The sequence below is a fragment of the Novosphingobium fuchskuhlense genome (assembly GCF_001519075.1).
Taxonomy (GTDB): Bacteria; Pseudomonadota; Alphaproteobacteria; order Sphingomonadales; family Sphingomonadaceae; genus Novosphingobium; species Novosphingobium fuchskuhlense.
Genome location: NZ_KQ954244.1, coordinates 1,412,698 through 1,429,783, shown reverse-complemented (window position 1 = coordinate 1,429,783; position 17,086 = coordinate 1,412,698). Strand labels below are relative to the sequence as shown.

Here is a 17,086-nt window from a genome sequence, read left to right as displayed (position 1 = left end):
GCGGCTTTCCGCTTCAGACCAGGGTCGTCGCAGCCGCGCCGAGTTCGGCAAAGTAGCGCGCCATGGCATCCGCAGCCTTGTCGGTGAGCGTGATGAAGGCGCGGCGGCGGTCAGTCTCGTCGTCCACTCGCTGGAGGAGGCCGGCGTCGGTCATCTGGCCGATCCAGCGCAGTGCCGTTGTCGGCGGCACGCCCGAAGCGATGCACAGCGACGTGACCGAGACGCGCACATGTTCGGCCCTTGCCGCGGTCAGATCGAGCAGCATGTCCCATGCGGGATCGGCAAAGAGATCGCCTTCGAAGAAGCGCGCGCGCAGCTGGCGCTGCCGGATGATCTTGCGCACGAGGCGCGGATCGGGAAGCGGCGGACGGGCGGCGCGCACAAGACGATCGGTGCCTTCATCCAGCCGTGCCTCGTCTCCGGCGCCATCGAAGCGAAAGGCCGAAGACGTGGCCGAAGCCGTGCCTGAACCGGACGACAGGGCTTCCAGCTTCTGGGCGATCTGGCCGACCTGCTCGGTCAGGCGCAGCAGGGCAAGGCGATCTTCCTCCGACAGTTCGCGCACGCGGTTTCCCGCGCGGGCCAGTGTGCGGCCGAGCGCGATGACCCGGTCGGCCCGGCTCGGCGTGACGAGGATCTGCGCCTCGCTCTGGTCGAGGCAGCCAAACACATCGTCGAGCGAGCCGATGCTCGTGGAAACGACGAGTTGCGACCCGCTCTTGGCAGCACGCAGATCGAGCCGCGCCAAGGCCGCGAGTTCGGCCCCGTCGATCACCGGGCAATCGACCAGCACGAGATCGCCCAGTACGCCTTCGTGCCCGGCAGGGCCCGCATCGGACGCGAGCAGGTTGCCGAGATCGGCCGTCTGCGCGATGCGCAGCCCGGCCGCGAGAGCATCCTCCTCCATCTCCGCGCGCAGATAGCTGCGATCAGCGAAGATCGAGACTGCCAGCGCCGATGTTCCACGATCCTGCACCCGGCCCTGGCCCCGCATCTCGACCACGCGCGAGGACTGCGCGTCGCCGTTGCCATAATCGAACTGCTTGGCAGCCTGTCCCATCGAAACCACACTCCGTAAATGTCCGTATGCGAACAAGAGTGGAACAAAATGAGATCAGGTCAAGATCATATTCCTCCAAACTGGATTTAGATGCCAAAACGCAAGGCGGCTCGCCTCGGCCAACGCCCGCAAATCCAACAGGTTGTGTTGGATTTGCGGGGATGCATTCCGCGGTGCGGCGAAGACCCCTGGCGCGGGAACACGCATCCTTGGCCGGGGTCGGAACCTGACCCGCCGGCAAACTTCACCCGATTCGGAACTGGTCCGGGTCAGTCGATGAAGGGATCGCGCACGAGGATCGTGTCCTCGCGCTCGGGGCTGGTCGAGACCAGCGCGACCGGTGTTTCGATCAGTTCCTGAACGCGCTGGATGTACTTGATCGCCTGTGCCGGGAGGTCTGCCCACGAACGCGCACCGGCGGTCGTGCCCTGCCAACCATCCATTTCCTCGTAGATCGGTTCGACCGAAGCCTGATCGGCGGCATGGCTGGGGAAGTAATCGAGCACCTTACCGCGCAGCCGGTATCCGGTGCAGATCTTCACCTTGTCGAACCCGTCGAGCACGTCGAGCTTGGTGAGCGCGATGCCGGTGACGCCTGAAATCGCGCACGACTGGCGGACCAGCACCGCATCGAACCAGCCGCAGCGCCGCTTGCGTCCCGTGACGGTGCCGAATTCATGGCCGCGCTCACCTAGGCGCTGGCCCACTTCGTCTTCCAGTTCGGTCGGGAACGGGCCAGAACCGACCCGGGTGGTATAGGCCTTCACGATGCCGAGCACGAAGCCCGTTGAATTGGGGCCGAGCCCCGAACCCGATGCCGCCGTGCCCGATACGGTGTTGGACGACGTGACGAACGGGTAAGTGCCGTGATCGACATCGAGCAGCACGCCCTGCGCGCCTTCAAACAAGATGCGTGCGCCGGCTTTCTTCACCTTTTTCAGGCGCTTCCACACCGGCTGGGCATATTGCAGCACGAACGGCGCGATTTCCGCAAGCTCTTCCAGCAGTGCGGCGCGATCTACTGGCGGCTGGCCGAATCCGGCGCGCAAGGCATCATGATGGGCGCAGAGCCGATCGAGCTGCGAATCCAGCGCATCAAGGTGGGCCAGATCGCAGACGCGGATCGCGCGGCGGCCGACCTTGTCTTCATAGGCGGGCCCGATGCCGCGCCCGGTGGTGCCGATCTTGCCCGAACCAGCGGCCGCCTCGCGCAGACCATCGAGATCGCGGTGGAGCGGCAGGATCAGCGGGCAATTGTCGGCAATTGCGAAGTTTTCGGCATGGATGCTCACCCCCTGCCCGGTCAGCTTCTCGATCTCCGCCTTCAGCGCCCACGGATCGAGCACCACGCCATTGCCGATAATCGACAGCGTGCCCGTCACGATGCCTGACGGGAGCAGCGAGAGCTTGTAGACCTGATCCCCCACGACCAGCGTGTGCCCGGCGTTATGCCCCCCCTGGAAGCGCACCACGGCATCCGCGCGGCTGGCAAGCCAGTCGACGATCTTGCCCTTGCCCTCATCGCCCCACTGGGCGCCGATCACGGTCACGTTGGCCACGGCTCGCGCACTCTTTCTGTTGCAGTTCGAAGTCGGCTGGCGCCGTAGGGGAGAGCGGCGGCGAGAGCAAGGCGGGAGCGGCCCGGGGCAGGTGAAGACGAGGCTTGGCATGGCCGTCTCCGCGCGGCAGACAGCGATGATGCCTTGTTCTGCCGCCCCGAGCTCCTTCTCGCGCCGCATCCTGCTGGCAGGGATGGGTGCCTGCCTCGCAGCACGACCGGTCGGTGCTCTCGGCGCCGGCTTCTCGCCACTCGCGGCAGTGCGCGCGCTGCGCATCACGGCAGGGCCGCTGGCCGGAGCCTTCACTGTCGCGCCGCTCGGCGTGGTGAACTGGTATTTCGGCAACCTCGGCCTTCTGCCCTTAGCCGCGCGCCTTCCGAGTGAAGTCCGTGCCTGGCTCGATCTGCAGATCGCCCGCTATGATATCCCGCGCGGGACGATCGCGGATGTGGAGCCGGACTATGCGAGCGCGGGCGCGTCCCCGGGAATCAAGCGGTTGTTGCTCTCTGATTCGGATGACGCCTATGCTGGCACGCTGCTTGCGCTGGCGGCGCGGCACGACGCGCTCGGAGCGGACGACGGCTGGTGGAACGCGAATGTCGACGCGCTTAAAGGTATCGCACGTAGCGGCATCCGCGCGCTGCAAAAGCCATCGGGGCTGACCCGCACCTTTCGCAGCCATGCCCGGCCTGGGGCGGACGTGGCCTATCTGATGGACAATTGCGAAGTATGGTCGGGACTTACAGCCTTTGCGGCGCGCCTTGCCGCACGGGGCGACAGGTCTGGTGCGGCCGTCCACACGCGCGCGGCGGAGAAAGTCGCCGCAGGGATCGCCGGGCTGTTCGATCCTGCAGCCGGCGCCTTCCGCCCCTCGGACAGCAATGCCGCGGTCGGCACCGCGTTCTACCCGGATGCGACCGCCCAGGTCTTTCCCGAACTCCACGGCGTGGTCGCGCCGGGCCTTGGCCAGGCGCAGTACGATGCTGGATGGGCGGCGCTCGGGCGGATCGCGCCGCAATGGCCGGCGCTGGCCTACGACAGCTACCCCTGGCTGCTGCTCGCCGCGGTGGCGGCACGGCGCGGCGCCGCGGGCCAGCGGCTGGCGCGGCTGCAACTGGCTGCGGCACGGACGCTGCCGACCGCGCGGCTGACGATCAACGAACTGGGCTATTGGCAGCGTACGGCAGACCTGCTGCGGGGATAGGCCTGGTGCGAAGGTAGGCCGCGCGCGGACCGGACAGGGGTTGGCAAGAGCCTCATAATTCGATTATCGCCGAAATATCGAATCGGGAGATTGCCGTGACTGATGCGCTTGCCCTGCCCCGTGCGGTGGATCTGCTTTCGGCGCTGGCGCAGAAGCACCGGCTCGCGGTGTTCCGCCTGCTGGTGAAGGCTGGGCCGGAGGGGCTGCCCGCCGGCACCATCGCATGCGAAGTGGGGGTCAGGCCCAACACGCTCTCGACGCATCTGGCGATCCTGGATCACGCCGGCCTCGTCACGGCGCGGCGCGAGGGGCGCTCGGTGATCTATGCGGCAGATTACGGCGCAATGCGGGCTTTGCTGGGCTTTCTGGTCGAGGACTGCTGCGGCGGCAGGCCCGAAATCTGTGCGCCGCTGGCAGACCTCGCCGCCGATTGCGGAGCCTGCTGATGACCATGGCGCGGCGGATCGTGGCAGAAGGGCTCGGCACGCTGCTGCTGCTGGTGGTTGTGGTCGGCTCGGGCGTGATGGGGGCGCGGCTGGCGGGCGGAAATGATGCCATCGCGCTGCTCGGCAACACGCTCTCGACCGGCGCGGGGCTGGTGGTGCTGATCCATGTGTTCGGCCCGATTTCCGGCGCGCATTTCAATCCGGCCGTGACGCTGGTTGCCGTGCTGCGGCGGGAGCTCGGCGCGGCGGACGCGCTCGGTTATGGCGCGGCGCAAGTCATCGGCGCGGTCCTCGGCGTCTGGCTCGCGCATGCGATGTTCGCCGAACCGGTGCTGCAGGTATCCGCCCACGTGCGGGGCGGGTGGGGACAGGGCCTGGCCGAACTTGTCGCGACCTTCGGGCTCATCGGCACGATCCTCGCCGTCTCGAAGCATCGCGGCGAGTTCACGCCCGTGGCGGTGGGGCTCTACATCACGTCGGCCTACTGGTTCACCGCGTCGACCTCGTTCGCCAATCCGGCGGTGACGCTGGCGCGCGGCCTGACCGATACGTTCGCGGGGATAGCACCCGCTTCGATTCCCTTGTTCATCGCCGGGCAGCTGGCCGGGGCGCTCATCGCTCTTGCCGTGTTCGGCTGGCTTCTGGCAGAGGACCCGGCATGACCGATACCTTCCCCATCACCATCTACCACAACCCCAAGTGCGGCACCTCGCGCAACGCCCTCGCGATGATCGAGGCGGCGGGCTACGCGCCCACCGTTGTCGAATACGTCAAGGCCGGCTGGACACGCCCGCGGCTCGACCGGATTCTCACCGACATGGGCACGGGCCCGCGCGAGATCATGCGCACCAAGGGCACCCCGGCGGAGGAACTCGGCCTCACCGATCCCGGCGCGAGCGACGAGGCGATCCTCGGCGCGATGGTGGAGCACCCGATCCTGGTGAACCGGCCCATCGTGGTCAGCCCCAAGGGCACCCGGCTGTGCCGGCCTTCGGAGGCCGTGCTCGATCTGCTGGAGCACCGGCCCGAGAGCTTCACCAAGGAAGACGGCGAGGTCGTGAAGCTCTAGCGCTTCACCGGCTCATCGCCTTCGAGGACGTGGCTGCAGCCAAGCGCTTCGGCTGTGTCTGCCTCGCTCAGCGCCGCCACCGTGCGCCAGCCGATGCTGCGCAGGCGGGCGGCCACGTCGCGATCATGGCCGAGCGGCAGGAACACGCAGTCCGGCGCGGCTTCCTCACCGGCGACAAGGCCGATCAGTGCATCGGGATAAAGCGAGAAGCCGGTGGCGACCTCGCCCCCCTGCTCCCTGGCCCCGCTGCCGGCGATCCGGTAGGTGCCGCCCCGCCCGAGCGCGCCGCGCACCCCATCGGCATAGAGCGTGAAGCCCAGCCACGACTGGTATTCGAAGCCGTGTCGCTCCGAGGGATCGAGCGTCAGCCGTGCCGCACCGCCCAGCGCGGCGGCAATGGCGCGCAGCGCGGCAATGCGGCTGGCGAGCGCGCCGCCCGCATCGATCGCGGCGAGCTTTGCGATCGCCGCGTCGAAATCGCCCGTGGCATAGAGCAGCGGCACATAGGCCGCCCCGCCCGCATCGACGAGGCCGCCGGCATCCTTGGTATCAAGCTCGCGCCGCACCGCCTCGATCTGATCGGCGGCCAGCGGGAAGGCCTTGGCGGCCAGCGTATCGACGAGATCGGGCAGCGTGAAATCGACACTGACGCCCTGCGCACCCGCCGCCTGCAACGCCTCGATGGCGATGGCGACAACCTCCGAGGCGGCGGCGACATTGTCCGCGCCGATCAGCTCCGCCCCGCACTGCAACCGCTCGCGCGCCGGATCGAGCGCATCGCCCTTGATCGTGAGCACCTGCCCCGCATAGCACAGCCGCAAGGGCCGCGCCGCCCCGGCGAGGCGGGTGCCGGCGATGCGGCCGATCTGCGGCGTATGATCGCTGCGCAGGCCCATCATCCGCAAGGACGCCGGATCGACGAAGCGGAACATGCGGCGCTGGTTGATCCCGTCCATCCGCGCGGCAAGGCTGCGCTCGAACTCGATCATCGGCGGCAGCACGCGGTCATAGCCGTGGCCGTGCATCACATCCTGGATCGCGCGCATAACCCGCGTGGTTGCAGCGGCTTCGCGCGGCAGGCGGTCTTCAAGGCCCTCGGGCAGGAGATCGGGGTTCGGTTCGGTCATGACAGCCGCGCCCTAGACCACCGCGCGCAAAAATCGAACCCCAATTGCGCGGCGCCACCTGTCGGGATTCCTTACGGTTGACACAGTTGACACTGTCCCGGGGAATAATTGCATTCGATCAGTGGGGCGCGATTGATCGACTGGAGCGATTACCGGGGTGCGGACGCGGGTGCGGGCTTGCGGCATGGGCGGGGCGGCTCGGCGGCAGGGTTGAGAGCAGCCGGAAGCCTTGCAGATCTGCGCGGTGTAGGAAAGTCTGGCGACCCCGCCGAGGGACCGAACCGGGCCACCGCGCAGGGGCGCGCCGGTCAGGGGCAGCATTGCGTTTGCCTCGGCACGGCGTATGGGAGCGCGGATGCAGGAACGACAGGATCATTTCGCCTACTGTGTGCAGCTGCTGGGCGGCACGACTGCCTTTGCGCGGCGGCTCAGGATCGACGAGCGTGCGATCCGGCGGTTCATCAACGGCGAGCGGCCGATCAGCGACGGGCTGATGCGCGACACCGCAGCCGCGCTGCGCGCGATCGGGGACGAGGCGATTGCCGCGGCGGGCGTGATCGATGCTGCGGTGCCTTCGCAGCCCTGATGGCACGCGGGTGCGGCGCTAGGACGCTGCGTCGGTGCCCTTGGCCACGCTGCTCCTGATCGCCAGGAAGGCCTGATCGCGCGCTTCGGGCGCGAGCGACAGCAGATAGCGGCTGGCTTCCTTGTAGGTCAGGAACGGGCGGCCCTCCGCGAAGACCGGTGCGGTGCGGCCATTGAAGATGCGGCGCAGCAGACGCCGTTGCGCCCGGCCCAGGGCCTGATCGGTTTCCTCGGTCATGGCGCTATCCTTGCGTCGGCTTGGCAGGGGGCGTGGCGGAGGTCTGCCGTCTGGACCGGGCGTGCGGGTCTGGGCCGCGCGGGACAAACAGCGCGGCGCTCCCTCAGCCCAGCACCGAAAAGCTGCTCGCGCGGTTGATGGGCCTGCGGCGCGAGAACGCGGCGAGGCCCACATCCCGGCCGGTTGCGGGCAGGCGAAACTGCAGGGGGGCGGCGTCGTGATCGGCGCCGTTCATCACGCTTTCGATCAGATGGCCCATCAGGCCGCCGACAAGCGGGGCGTTCTTGAACTGGTTGCCGCTGGTGCCGACGGCGGTGAAATAGCCGTCCACATCGCTCCTGTCGTAGACCGGGATCCAATCCTCGCTCACGTCGTAGAGCGCCGCGAAGCCGGTGGCGGTGTTGGGGATGCCGAGGCCGGGGAAGCGCAGGGCGGCGCGCCAGACCTGGTTGGTCCATTGGTCGGTCAGGCTGGTCTCGTAGTCCTCGCTGTCGAGATATTCGAGGATGTCGCACGCCGGTTCGAGCGAGCCGACAAGCAGGTGGCCCGATTGCTCCGGCCGCATGTAGATACCGCAGTCCGCGTCAGTCATGACGAAACGCAGGCCGGGGCCTTGCGGGCTTTGCGGCATCGGGACATGGGCCACTTCCTGCCGCAACGGACGGGTGCTGATATGCTCGGGCTGGTGCGCGGCGGGAACGAGGCTGTTCACCGCACGCGAGCCGGGGCCGGCGGCGTTGATGACGATGGGCGCGTGGATCAGGCCGCTTTTGGCGCAGGTCAGGCCGGTGATCCTGCCGGCGGACTGGTGGATGGCGAGAACGGTATCGTGGAAGCGGAACTGGCCGCCGGCGCGCTCCACCGCTCCTGCGATCTGGGCGGTGGCGAGCTGGGGATCGCTGATGTAGCCGCCGGTGGGGCAGAATATCGCGCCGGTGATCGCCTCTCCGCCGGTTTCGCCGAACCGGGGATCATCGATCCGGCGGGCGGGGCTGAATTGGCGGAGGTCCGCTCCGGGGAGCCATTCGGGCAGGTCGTTTGCCGAAACGTCGGTAAAGGGCACGCCGACCTCGCGCAGAACCGCGCGTGTGCCCGCGAGCTGGCGGTTTTCCGCCGCCTCGAGCACGAGGCAGCCGCATTCGTTGTAGTGCAGCGCGGACTCGGGGCGGAAGCCGAGGTAGTCGGTCCAGTTCTGCCACGCAAAGTGCGCTTCATAGGCGAGCGCGGTGCCGTCGATGGTCGAATAGTAGGGCCGGATGATCGCGGCGGACCAGGATGTGGAGCCGTGCCCGGGCGCAGGACCGCGATCCACATTGAGGGTGCGGAAACCGCGCCGCGCCAGATCGAGCGCGATGGCACAGCCGATCACGCCGGCGCCGATGATGACGGCGTCGTAGGCGTTGTTTTCAGGCATTATTGACTGGGTCCTTTCCCCCTCTCGCGGGCCCTCTCCCCTGACGGAGAGAGGGCTTTGGGGATCAGTGGAAGATATCGGTCCAGAGCATCCACTTGCCGTTCACCAGCTTGTAGACGACCACGGCGGTGACGTTGGCGTGGACCGGATTGGCGCCCTTGGTATCGTATTCCACGCGCGAGATTTCGCGGATGTAGGTGGGCGAGAGGCGCTCGGTTTCGAGGACCGTCAGCTTGAGGTTGGTGAGCGCGCCGGTTGCGCCGGTCCAGAAAGCGGTGATGTCAGCGCCCTTGTAGAGCTTGTTATCGCCGGGGAGCATCGTGGCATCCGGCGCATACATCGCGCCGACGGCGGCGCCGTCACCCTTGTTGAACGCGGCGGCGAGCGCGTCGTCGGCGGCCTGGATCATCGCGTTGTCGTTGGCGAGCGCAGGTGTTGCCGTGAACACGAGTGCGGCTGCGGCGAGAAGTGGTGTGCGCATGAAAAGCCCCCTTGGGATTGGTCCCCGATGGAGGAGGCTATTTGGCTTTGCCGGCGGCGTCAAATCCGGCGAGTTGTGTCAGTGTGCTTCGACCGGCTCAGAACGAGCGGTTGGAGGAGATTTCCCCGGCCCCGCTCATCCTGAGCCTGTCGAAGGATGCTCAGCTGAACTTCAGCGCGCGTACGGTGCGCACGCCCGGCACGGTGCGGGCTTCGGCAAGGACAGCCTCGCTGACGGGGCTGTCGACCGAGAGCAGCAGCACCGCCTCGCCGCCAGCCTCGCGGCGGCCAAGGTGGAAGGTGCCGATGTTGATGCCCGACTTGCCGAGCAGCGTACCGATCGAGCCGATGAAGCCCGGCGCGTCGGTGTTGACGATGTAGAGCATGTCGCCCGCAAGGTCCGCCTCGATCCCGATGCCGAAGATCTCGACAAGGCGCGGATCGCCGTTGCCGAAGAGCGTGCCCGCAACCGAGCGATCGCCCTGCGCGGTGCCGACGGTGACGCGCACGAGGGTGTGGTAGATGCCCTCGCGGTCGTGACGGACTTCGCGCACATCGAGCCCGCGCTCCTTGGCGAGGAAGGGCGCGTTGACCATGTTCACGGTCTGCGAATACTGCTTCATCAGGCCGGCCAGCACCGCGCCGGTGATCGGCTTCTGGTTGAGCTGCGCGGCGGCGCCTTCCACTTCGATGGCGATCTTGGTGAGGTTGTCGTGCGCCAGCTGGCCGACGAGGCTGCCGAGACGTTCGGCCAGCGCCATGTAGGGCTTGAGCTTGGGCGCTTCCTCGGCGGAGAGGCTCGGCATGTTGAGCGCGTTGGTGACGCCGCCGGTGGTGAGGAACTCGGCCATCTGCTCGGCCACCTGCAGCGCGACGTTGACCTGCGCTTCGGTCGTGCTGGCGCCGAGGTGCGGGGTGCAGATGAAGTTCGGCGTGCCGAAGAGCGGCGATTCCTTGGCCGGTTCGGTCTCGAACACGTCGAGCGCGGCGCCGGCGATGTGGCCGGCATCCATCAGGTCCTTGAGCGCGGCTTCATCGATCAGGCCGCCGCGCGCGCAGTTGATGATGCGCACGCCCTTCTTGGTCTTGCCGAGGTTTTCGCGGCTGAGGATGTTCTTCGTTTCGCTGGTCAGCGGCGTGTGCAGCGTGATGAAGTCCACCTTGGCGAGCAACGTTTCGAGATCGGCCTTTTCGACGCCCATCTCGATCGCGCGTTCCGGCGTGAGGAAGGGATCGTAGGCGACGACCTTCATCTTGAGGCCGAGGGCGCGGCTGGCGACGATGGAGCCGATGTTGCCCGCGCCGATGAGACCCAATGTCTTGCCGGTGACTTCGACGCCCATGAAGCCGTTCTTCGGCCAGAGGCCCGCCTGCGTCTGCGCGTTGGCTTCGGGAATCTGGCGGGCGAGCGCGAACATGAGCGCGATGGCGTGTTCGGCGGTGGTGATCGAGTTGCCGAACGGGGTGTTCATCACCACCACGCCGCGGCCCGAGGCATAGGGGATATCGACGTTGTCGACGCCGATGCCGGCGCGGCCGATGACCTTGAGGTTCGTCGCGGCATCGAGGATCGCCTTGGTCACCTTGGTCGAGGAGCGGATGGCGAGGCCATCATACTCACCGATGCGGGCGATCAGCTGTTCCGGGGTTTCGCCGGTGATGACATCGACCTGGCAGCCCTTTTCCTCGAAAATGCGGGCGGCGTTGGGGTCCATCTTGTCGGAAATGAGAACGCGTGGCTTGGTCATGGGAAATGTCCTTGGAAATCGGGGTGCGAGCGGCCAAGCCCCTCGCCGCAGCGAGGGTAGCCGGGAGATCAGGCGGCGGCGGTGGCCTGGACTTCGGCCCAGGCCCAATCGAGCCAGGGGCCGAGATCGGCGATATCGGCCGCATCGACCGTGGCGCCGCACCAGATGCGCAGACCCGGAGGGGCATCGCGGTAGCCGGCGATATCATAGGCCGCGCCCGCCTTTTCGAGCAGGCCGGCAAACGCCTTGATCAGCGCCTCGTCCGCGCCTTCGACGGTGAGGCACACCGAGGTCATCGAGCGCGAGGCAGGGTCGGCAGCGAGGTGGCCGAGCCAGCTGCGCTCCTGCACAAGCGCGTCAAGCGCGGCGGCATTGGCAGCGCAGCGCGCCTTGAGGCCTTCGAGGCCGCCGACCGACTTGGCCCATTCCAGCGCGAAGATCGCGTCTTCGACCGCGAGCATCGAGGGGGTGTTGATCGTCTCGCCCTTGAACACGCCCTCGGTGAGCTTGCCCTTGGAAACGAGACGGAACACCTTGGGCAGCGGCCAGGCGGGGGTATAGGTTTCAAGGCGTTCAACGGCGCGGGGGCCGAGGATCAGCACGCCGTGGCCGCCCTCGCCGCCCAGCACTTTCTGCCAGGAGAAGGTGGCGACATCGATCTTGTCCCACGGAATGTCGTAGGCAAAGACGGCGCTTGTGGCGTCAGCGAAAGTCAGGCCTTCGCGGTCGTCGGGGATCCAGTCGCCGTTCGGGACGCGCACGCCCGAGGTGGTGCCGTTCCAGGTGAACAGCACGTCGGTCGAAAAATCGACAGCGGCAAGATCGGGAAGCTGCCCGTAATCGGCGCGGATCACCGTGGGATCGAGCTTGAGCTGCTTGGCGGCGTCGGTCACCCAGCCTTCGCCGAAACTTTCCCACGCCAGCGTGGTGACGCCGCGGGCGCCCAGCATGGTCCACATCGCCATTTCAAAGGCACCGGTATCGGAGCCCGGCACCACGCCGATGCGGTGCGTATCGGGCAGGCCCAGCACTTCGCGCATCAGATCGATGCAGAGCTGGAGGCGCGTCTTGCCGATCTTCGAGCGATGCGAACGCCCGAGCACTTCGGTGGCGAGTTTTGCGGGATCGTATCCGGGCGGCTTGGCGCATGGGCCGGACGAAAAGTGCGGACGCGCAGGTTTGCGCGCGGGAAGCGAAGCAGTCATGTAGTCTCTCCTTGCAGAGAGCTCGCGCGGCGTTGGGACCGCGTGGCCCGAGGTCGCTCATAGTGGCGGGGCGCAGCCTGTCAACCTGCGTCGGGGGGCGGGCTCCCCTTAGGGGCCGGAATAAGCCAAACTTAACCATGACGGATGCAAAGTGCCGCCATGGTCCGCCGTCCCGCTTCGCTGCCTGCCGCCGTGCTCGCGCTGGCCCTGCCGGTGCTGCTGGCAGGCTGCGTCGGCGCGCCCGAACCGGTGCGCCGCCCGGTTCGGACGAGCACCAACTGGCAGGTGCCGGCCGCCCCCGAAAGCCGCATGTGCCTTGCCGGCCTCAGCCGGACCTATGCCAATTTCACGCCGCTGCCCGATCAATATTATGGCGCAGGCTGCTCGGCGGTGGGGGCCGTCCGGCTGGCTTCGTTGCGCAGCGACTCGGGGATGCTCCAGCTTTCGAACCTTGGCCCCGTCACCTGCCCGCTGGCGAACACGCTGTCCGGCTGGGCCCGCTTCGGCGTGGACCGCGCGGCCCGGGCCATCCTCGGCAGCCCGCTGATGCGGATCGAGACGATGGGCAGCTATGCCTGCCGCAACGTGGCGGGGAGCAGCCGCCTTTCGGCCCACGCCAGCGCCAACGCGGTCGACGTCAGCGGTTTCGTGCTGGCCGACGGCCGCCGCATCACCGTCCTGCGCGACTGGGACAGCCCGGACCCGCAAGTCCGCGCCTTCCTCGCCACGATCAGAGGCAGCGCCTGCAAGCGCTTCGGCACGGTGCTGAGCCCAGACTACAATGCGGCCCACCACGATCATTTCCACCTCGAAGTCGGCGGCGGACGGCCCTTCTGCCGCTGAGCGGCCCCGCTACGGCAAGGATGGGCCGCGGGGCCGCCCGCCCGAAGCAACCCTGTACACCTATCAAGATTTCCTCACTTGCCGTTCTCAACCGGATTTGTTGAGTTGCACGCCGGGCCAGGTGGGATTGCCATGATTCGTGATGTGTTCACTGACCGGTTTGCGCGTGCTTTTTCGTGTCCGCCATGCGGGATCGCGCGGGTGAGCGCTGCCTTGCCGCGAGGCACGGCCTGATGCGCGTGCGCGGTGCGGCCCGGCCCTGGGCGCGGACAATCGAACTTCCCACCCTGGTGCTGACGGCCGTCATTTATGGCGGGTGGCTGGCGCTCACGGCCTGGCATGCGGCGCTGCCTGTCGCGGTGCTGGCCGTGGCCGGCGGCTGGCTCAGCGCCTGGCACAATTCCTTGCAGCACGAGACGATCCACGGCCACCCGACCCGCAGCCGCGCGATCAACACGGCGATCGGCTGGCCGCCGATCAACCTCTGGCTACCCTATGGCATCTACTACCGCAGCCATGTGGCGCACCATTCCGCGCGGACGATCACCGATCCCTTCGACGATCCGGAATCGAAGTACGTCGCGCAGGAAGGCACGTGGCTGTGGTGGTCGGAGCGGGTGCAGCAGACGCTGCTCGGGCGGCTCGTGCTCGGCCCGCCGATCGCTGTCGTGCGGTTCCTGATCGAAGAGCTGGCTCGCCTGCCGAAGGAGCCCGCCCTGTTCGCGCGCGACTGGGTGCCGCATGGCCTCGGCGTCGCGGTGATCCTCGGCTGGCTCCACTGGTGCGGCCTTGGCCTTGGCACCTACTTCCTGTGCTTCGTCTATCCGGGCACCGCGCTTTCGCTGCTGCGCAGCTATGCCGAGCACCGCGCCGATCCCGATCCGGCGCGACGGGCGGCCACTGTCGAGCGCGGCGGGCTGCTGGCCCTGCTCTACCTCAACAACAACCTGCATGCCGCGCACCATGCCCGGCCGGAGCTGGCGTGGTACCGCCTGCCGCGTTTCCAGGCGGAGCGGCAGGAGACGCTCGCTGGACAGAAGGCCGGAACCGGGGGGCCGGTCTACCCCTCCTACGGCGCGCTGCTGCGCCGCTTTGCCCTGCGCGCGCACGACGATCTGCTGCATCCTGACCACCGCCGGCCCGAACCGTCTGCGCAGGGGTGAGCGGGTACATCGCCTCGCTGGGCATGTATGACCATCCCGCCCAGCGCGCCGCCAACGATGCCTTGTGGTCGTGGATCGCAGGCCGCCTTGTCGCAGCCGGGGTGGAAGGCGTGCCGCCCGCGCTCGACCGGGGCCGCACGCCCGATGTGCTGTGGCAGGATCCTGCGCTGCTGCTCGGGCAGGCCTGCGGCTATCCTTATGCGCGGTTTCACAAGGAGCGGCTGCGCCTGATCGCCGTGCCGCGCTACGGCGCGCCGCATTGCGAGGAGACGCGCCATTGCAGCGTGATCGTCGCCCGCATGGCTGACCCGCGCACCGCACTGGCCGCATTTCGCGGGGCCGCCGCCGCGATCAACGAGCCCGCCTCGAACACGGGCACCAACCTGCTGCGCCACACCGCCGCCGAGCAGGGCGGCGCGGGCCCGTTCTTCGCCGCGCTGGTGCGTACCGGCAGCCATGTCGGCAGCATGCGCGCCGTGAGCGCGGGTGAGGCCGATCTGGCCGCCATCGATGCGGTGACGTTTGCGGCGGCGGAGGCGAGCTATCCCGGCCTTGCCGAAAGCCTGAAGGTGATCGCCGTCTCGCGCCGCGTGCCCGCGCTTCCCTTCGTGACCGCGATGGCCACGCCCGAGCCGGTCGCCGCGCTGGTGCAGGAGGCGCTGCTGGCGGCCATGGCGGCCCCCGAACTGGCGGAGGCGCGGGCGAGCCTCTTTCTGCTGGGCGCAGAAGCCGTGGCCCCCGCCGCCTATGACGAAGTGCTCGAACTGGAACGGCTGGCCGACGCCGCGGGCATTCTGGCACCGGAGGACTGAATGCGTATGCTGCTGATTCTGCTTGCCCTTGCGGCGGACCCGCCCGCATCCGCTCCGCCCAAAACCGCCCCGCCGGCTGCCGCAACCGACAAGCCCGGTGTTACCGTGACCGAGAACGCACCGCCGCCCGAAGCGCCGCCGCGCAAGCGGATCGAGATCGGGCGCGACAATGTCGATCTCGCCGGTGCCGGGCGGCTCGACTTCGCGGCGGATTCGGCTGCGGTAATCAAGCTGCTGCCCGGCCTTCCTGGCACCGGCATCCTGGGCGATGACGGTGTTGGCGGCGAGATCGTGTTCAACCGGGCGGGCAAGGCCATTGCCTGCACCGCAGAGCACGAAGGCGCTGCCGGGAAGGCCGAGGACGAGCTGTGCCGGCAGATCATGGCCCGCGCCCGGTTCGAATTGGCACCCGGCTATGCCTTGCCGTTTGACGTGGGGCGGCTGGCCTTTGCTGTGCGCGTGCGCCGGGTGATGGCCCCCGCACAGCCGATCCGCTTCGTGCCCGCCGGCAAAGGCCGTTCGCTGGCCATCCTCGACACAGGCAAGCCGGGCCTTGCCGGCTGTTCGATCCTCGACAACGGGTTCAGCGAGGCCGATGGCGCGGCCGTGTGCAAGGCGTGGATCGCGGCGGGCAAGCCCGGCCTTGGCAAACCGGGCCTTGGCAAACCGGGCGCGGCGCAGTCAGGCGCAAGGCGCGCTGCGGGGCCGGGCAGGCGCGCCGCCCGCCCCGCGCGCGCGGCGACCCGTGGGCTACCCGCCAGCAGGCCCCGAATTGGTCCGGGCGGGGATATCGCGATGGTTGCGGTGCCCCTCACCGCCAACCGGAGCGAGGTGAAGCTCAACGAGCGGATGATCTGGAAAAACGTCGATATCGCCTATCCGCCGCTTTCCTACCGCGGGATCACCTGGCTTTCGAAGGTGGACGGCACGCTGCGCTCGAAGTTCGACATGCGGGACTATCCGCGCCTTGCGCTGATCGAGGAGGTGGGTGGGGCAGTGCAGATCATGGTGGGGTTCGAACGCGAAGGCGTACCGGTGAGTTGCCGGCCCCTGACATCATCGGGCACCGCCTACCTCGACAACCAGACCTGCGCCCTGGCGATGACGCGCCTGCATTTCGATTTCGCACCGGGCACACCGCCGCTGAGCGGCACGCGCTATTGGAGCACCTCGGTGCGCTGGCTGATCCCGTCCGACCTCGAAAATTAGCGCACTGCTGAACGGGGTTCCTGCGGTCCGGGGCGTGGTTCCTGCGGAGCTGCGCGGGCTTTGTTCAGAGCATGGCCTCGGCGCTCAGGCCGCGACGTTGTCGAGACCGCTCGCCTCGATGCGCAGCCGCACGGCCTCCGCCGCGTGGCGGGCCCCCAGCTTGCCCATCATCTTCATGCGGTGGATTTCGACCGTGCGCGGGCTGATTTCGAGCTCACGCGCGATGGCCTTGTTGCTGCACCCTTCGGCGAGCCGATCAAGCACTTCGCGCTCACGCATGGAAAGCCGGGAAATGCGCTGGCGTGCCTCGGCCGCGCGGGCGCGCTGCTGGCGCTGGGCATCGGCTTCCCGTGCGCAGCGGGCGACCGCTTCGTTTAGCGGGGCGATCTGTTCGGGCACGGTGAGGTAGTCCAGCGCACCGGCCTTGATCGCGGAGACGACCGCGTCGATCGTCGGCGCTTCTGCGATTGCGATGATGGGCAGCCACTGGCCTGCCCGCATCATGGCGGCGACGAGGTTCGAGATCCCCTCCCCCACCGGCTCATCCTGCGCGAGGACAAGACCACCCGCCGGCGCATGACTGAGCAGCTCCTCCGCGTGGGCATAGATTTCCGCATGATGCCCGGCGGCAAATGCGAGACGAGCGAGCTGTGCCCGGCGGGCTGAGTCGCTATCGAGGACATGGAGTGTGACACGTTCGATCATGGGTTAACCAAACCATGACCTGCCCCTCTCACGCCAACGCGGTTAGTTTCGTTCTGAACCCACAAGCACCGCTATCCAGCGTTGCATGGCCCGCTTCCTAAGGGAATTATACTCGGGAATGGACACAATCGGCCCGCATTGGTGCTTAGTAGCGCTCCTTCGGCGCAGCCCGCAGCACGAACCGATATGGCTAAGTAGTTTCCCTCAGGCAAACCCCTG

Annotated in this window: 18 protein-coding genes; 9 read left to right on the top strand and 9 right to left on the bottom strand. The window is 67.8% G+C overall.

The genetic code is table 11. The annotated features are described in order from the left end of the window. Positions 1-13 precede the first annotated feature (13 nt). The gene (locus tag AQZ52_RS06605) at positions 14-1,060 is read right to left on the bottom strand and encodes a winged helix DNA-binding protein (RefSeq protein WP_082697599.1); all 1,047 of its coding nucleotides are present in this window, start codon (positions 1,058-1,060) and stop codon (positions 14-16) included. A 269-nt stretch (positions 1,061-1,329) separates the two neighbouring features. Further along, positions 1,330-2,619 carry an adenylosuccinate synthase gene (locus AQZ52_RS06600; RefSeq protein WP_067907540.1) on the bottom strand — a complete coding sequence of 430 codons (1,290 nt, stop codon included), beginning with the start codon at positions 2,617-2,619 and terminating at the stop codon, positions 1,330-1,332. Between the two features lie 91 nt (positions 2,620-2,710). Between AQZ52_RS06600 and AQZ52_RS06595 the strand changes: the two genes are divergently transcribed. From AQZ52_RS06595 to arsC, 4 genes are all read left to right on the top strand, one after another. Then, a complete protein-coding gene (locus tag AQZ52_RS06595; protein WP_156424799.1) occupies positions 2,711-3,823 on the top strand; it encodes a hypothetical protein in 1,113 nt (370 codons plus the stop codon). 95 nt (positions 3,824-3,918) lie between these two features. Further along, entirely contained in the window at positions 3,919-4,269 is a 351-nt protein-coding gene (locus tag AQZ52_RS06590; RefSeq protein WP_240481472.1) for an ArsR/SmtB family transcription factor, read from the top strand. A gap of 5 nt (positions 4,270-4,274) precedes the next feature. Further along, positions 4,275-4,931: an aquaporin gene (locus AQZ52_RS06585; RefSeq protein ID WP_205626451.1), complete on the top strand. Its 657-nt coding sequence runs from the start codon at positions 4,275-4,277 to the stop codon at positions 4,929-4,931. Then, a complete protein-coding gene (arsC, locus tag AQZ52_RS06580; protein WP_067907531.1) occupies positions 4,928-5,338 on the top strand; it encodes an arsenate reductase (glutaredoxin) in 411 nt (136 codons plus the stop codon). Before AQZ52_RS06585 ends, arsC begins: the two co-directional genes overlap by 4 nt. Here the strand turns inward: arsC and AQZ52_RS06575 are convergent. Further along, positions 5,335-6,465 (bottom strand): ATP phosphoribosyltransferase regulatory subunit, encoded by a 1,131-nt coding sequence (locus AQZ52_RS06575; protein WP_067907528.1) that lies wholly within the window; start codon positions 6,463-6,465, stop codon positions 5,335-5,337. The two genes, arsC and AQZ52_RS06575, sit on opposite strands and share 4 nt — an antisense overlap. A 355-nt stretch (positions 6,466-6,820) precedes the next feature. Between AQZ52_RS06575 and AQZ52_RS06570 the strand changes: the two genes are divergently transcribed. Then, positions 6,821-7,051 carry a hypothetical protein gene (locus AQZ52_RS06570; RefSeq protein ID WP_240481471.1) on the top strand — a complete coding sequence of 77 codons (231 nt, stop codon included), beginning with the start codon at positions 6,821-6,823 and terminating at the stop codon, positions 7,049-7,051. Positions 7,052-7,069: 18 nt separating this feature from the next. On the opposite strand, the gene AQZ52_RS06565 is transcribed toward AQZ52_RS06570, so the two are convergent. The 5 genes from AQZ52_RS06565 to AQZ52_RS06545 form a co-directional block, all read right to left on the bottom strand. Next, entirely contained in the window at positions 7,070-7,288 is a 219-nt protein-coding gene (locus tag AQZ52_RS06565) for a hypothetical protein (RefSeq protein ID WP_067907521.1), read from the bottom strand. 103 nt (positions 7,289-7,391) lie between these two features. Continuing rightward, a complete protein-coding gene (locus tag AQZ52_RS06560; protein ID WP_067907519.1) occupies positions 7,392-8,702 on the bottom strand; it encodes an NAD(P)/FAD-dependent oxidoreductase in 1,311 nt (436 codons plus the stop codon). A gap of 64 nt (positions 8,703-8,766) precedes the next feature. Further along, on the bottom strand, positions 8,767-9,183 hold the full coding sequence (locus AQZ52_RS06555) for a nuclear transport factor 2 family protein (protein ID WP_067907516.1): 417 nt from the start codon (positions 9,181-9,183) through the stop codon (positions 8,767-8,769). Between the two features lie 160 nt (positions 9,184-9,343). Then, positions 9,344-10,930, bottom strand: coding sequence for a phosphoglycerate dehydrogenase (gene serA, locus AQZ52_RS06550; protein WP_067907513.1), 1,587 nt, complete (start codon positions 10,928-10,930; stop codon positions 9,344-9,346). Positions 10,931-10,998: 68 nt separating this feature from the next. Continuing rightward, on the bottom strand, positions 10,999-12,135 hold the full coding sequence (locus AQZ52_RS06545; RefSeq protein WP_067907510.1) for a phosphoserine transaminase: 1,137 nt from the start codon (positions 12,133-12,135) through the stop codon (positions 10,999-11,001). 159 nt (positions 12,136-12,294) lie between these two features. On the opposite strand from AQZ52_RS06545, the gene AQZ52_RS06540 reads away from it, so the two are divergent. The 4 genes from AQZ52_RS06540 to AQZ52_RS06525 all read left to right on the top strand — a co-directional run bounded on the left by AQZ52_RS06540 (position 12,295) and on the right by AQZ52_RS06525 (position 16,162). After that, on the top strand, positions 12,295-12,978 hold the full coding sequence (locus AQZ52_RS06540; protein ID WP_205626418.1) for an extensin family protein: 684 nt from the start codon (positions 12,295-12,297) through the stop codon (positions 12,976-12,978). A 233-nt stretch (positions 12,979-13,211) separates the two neighbouring features. Next, positions 13,212-14,141, top strand: a complete 930-nt coding sequence (locus tag AQZ52_RS06535; RefSeq protein WP_067907504.1) for a fatty acid desaturase — start codon at positions 13,212-13,214, stop codon at positions 14,139-14,141. Beyond that, the gene (locus tag AQZ52_RS06530; protein ID WP_156424798.1) at positions 14,138-14,953 is read left to right on the top strand and encodes a phosphate/phosphite/phosphonate ABC transporter substrate-binding protein; all 816 of its coding nucleotides are present in this window, start codon (positions 14,138-14,140) and stop codon (positions 14,951-14,953) included. The genes AQZ52_RS06535 and AQZ52_RS06530 overlap by 4 nt, the downstream gene beginning before the upstream one ends. Next, complete coding sequence (locus tag AQZ52_RS06525) at positions 14,954-16,162, top strand: hypothetical protein (RefSeq protein WP_067907498.1); 1,209 nt, start codon at positions 14,954-14,956, stop codon at positions 16,160-16,162. Between the two features lie 84 nt (positions 16,163-16,246). On the opposite strand, the gene AQZ52_RS06520 is transcribed toward AQZ52_RS06525, so the two are convergent. Beyond that, complete coding sequence (locus AQZ52_RS06520) at positions 16,247-16,867, bottom strand: response regulator transcription factor (protein ID WP_067907495.1); 621 nt, start codon at positions 16,865-16,867, stop codon at positions 16,247-16,249. Positions 16,868-17,086: the final 219 nt, after the last annotated feature.

Coding starts and splice junctions, on each gene's coding strand:
- AQZ52_RS06605 (WP_082697599.1), bottom strand. CDS start 1,060: ATGGGACAGGCTGCCAAGCAGTTCGATTATGGCAACGGCGACGCGCAG.
- AQZ52_RS06585 (WP_205626451.1), top strand. CDS start 4,275: ATGGCGCGGCGGATCGTGGCAGAAGGGCTCGGCACGCTGCTGCTGCTG.
- arsC (WP_067907531.1), top strand. CDS start 4,928: ATGACCGATACCTTCCCCATCACCATCTACCACAACCCCAAGTGCGGC.
- AQZ52_RS06575 (WP_067907528.1), bottom strand. CDS start 6,465: ATGACCGAACCGAACCCCGATCTCCTGCCCGAGGGCCTTGAAGACCGC.
- AQZ52_RS06570 (WP_240481471.1), top strand. CDS start 6,821: ATGCAGGAACGACAGGATCATTTCGCCTACTGTGTGCAGCTGCTGGGC.
- AQZ52_RS06565 (WP_067907521.1), bottom strand. CDS start 7,288: ATGACCGAGGAAACCGATCAGGCCCTGGGCCGGGCGCAACGGCGTCTG.
- AQZ52_RS06560 (WP_067907519.1), bottom strand. CDS start 8,702: ATGCCTGAAAACAACGCCTACGACGCCGTCATCATCGGCGCCGGCGTG.
- AQZ52_RS06555 (WP_067907516.1), bottom strand. CDS start 9,183: ATGCGCACACCACTTCTCGCCGCAGCCGCACTCGTGTTCACGGCAACA.
- serA (WP_067907513.1), bottom strand. CDS start 10,930: ATGACCAAGCCACGCGTTCTCATTTCCGACAAGATGGACCCCAACGCC.
- AQZ52_RS06545 (WP_067907510.1), bottom strand. CDS start 12,135: ATGACTGCTTCGCTTCCCGCGCGCAAACCTGCGCGTCCGCACTTTTCG.
- AQZ52_RS06540 (WP_205626418.1), top strand. CDS start 12,295: ATGGTCCGCCGTCCCGCTTCGCTGCCTGCCGCCGTGCTCGCGCTGGCC.
- AQZ52_RS06535 (WP_067907504.1), top strand. CDS start 13,212: ATGCGCGTGCGCGGTGCGGCCCGGCCCTGGGCGCGGACAATCGAACTT.
- AQZ52_RS06525 (WP_067907498.1), top strand. CDS start 14,954: ATGCGTATGCTGCTGATTCTGCTTGCCCTTGCGGCGGACCCGCCCGCA.
- AQZ52_RS06520 (WP_067907495.1), bottom strand. CDS start 16,867: ATGATCGAACGTGTCACACTCCATGTCCTCGATAGCGACTCAGCCCGC.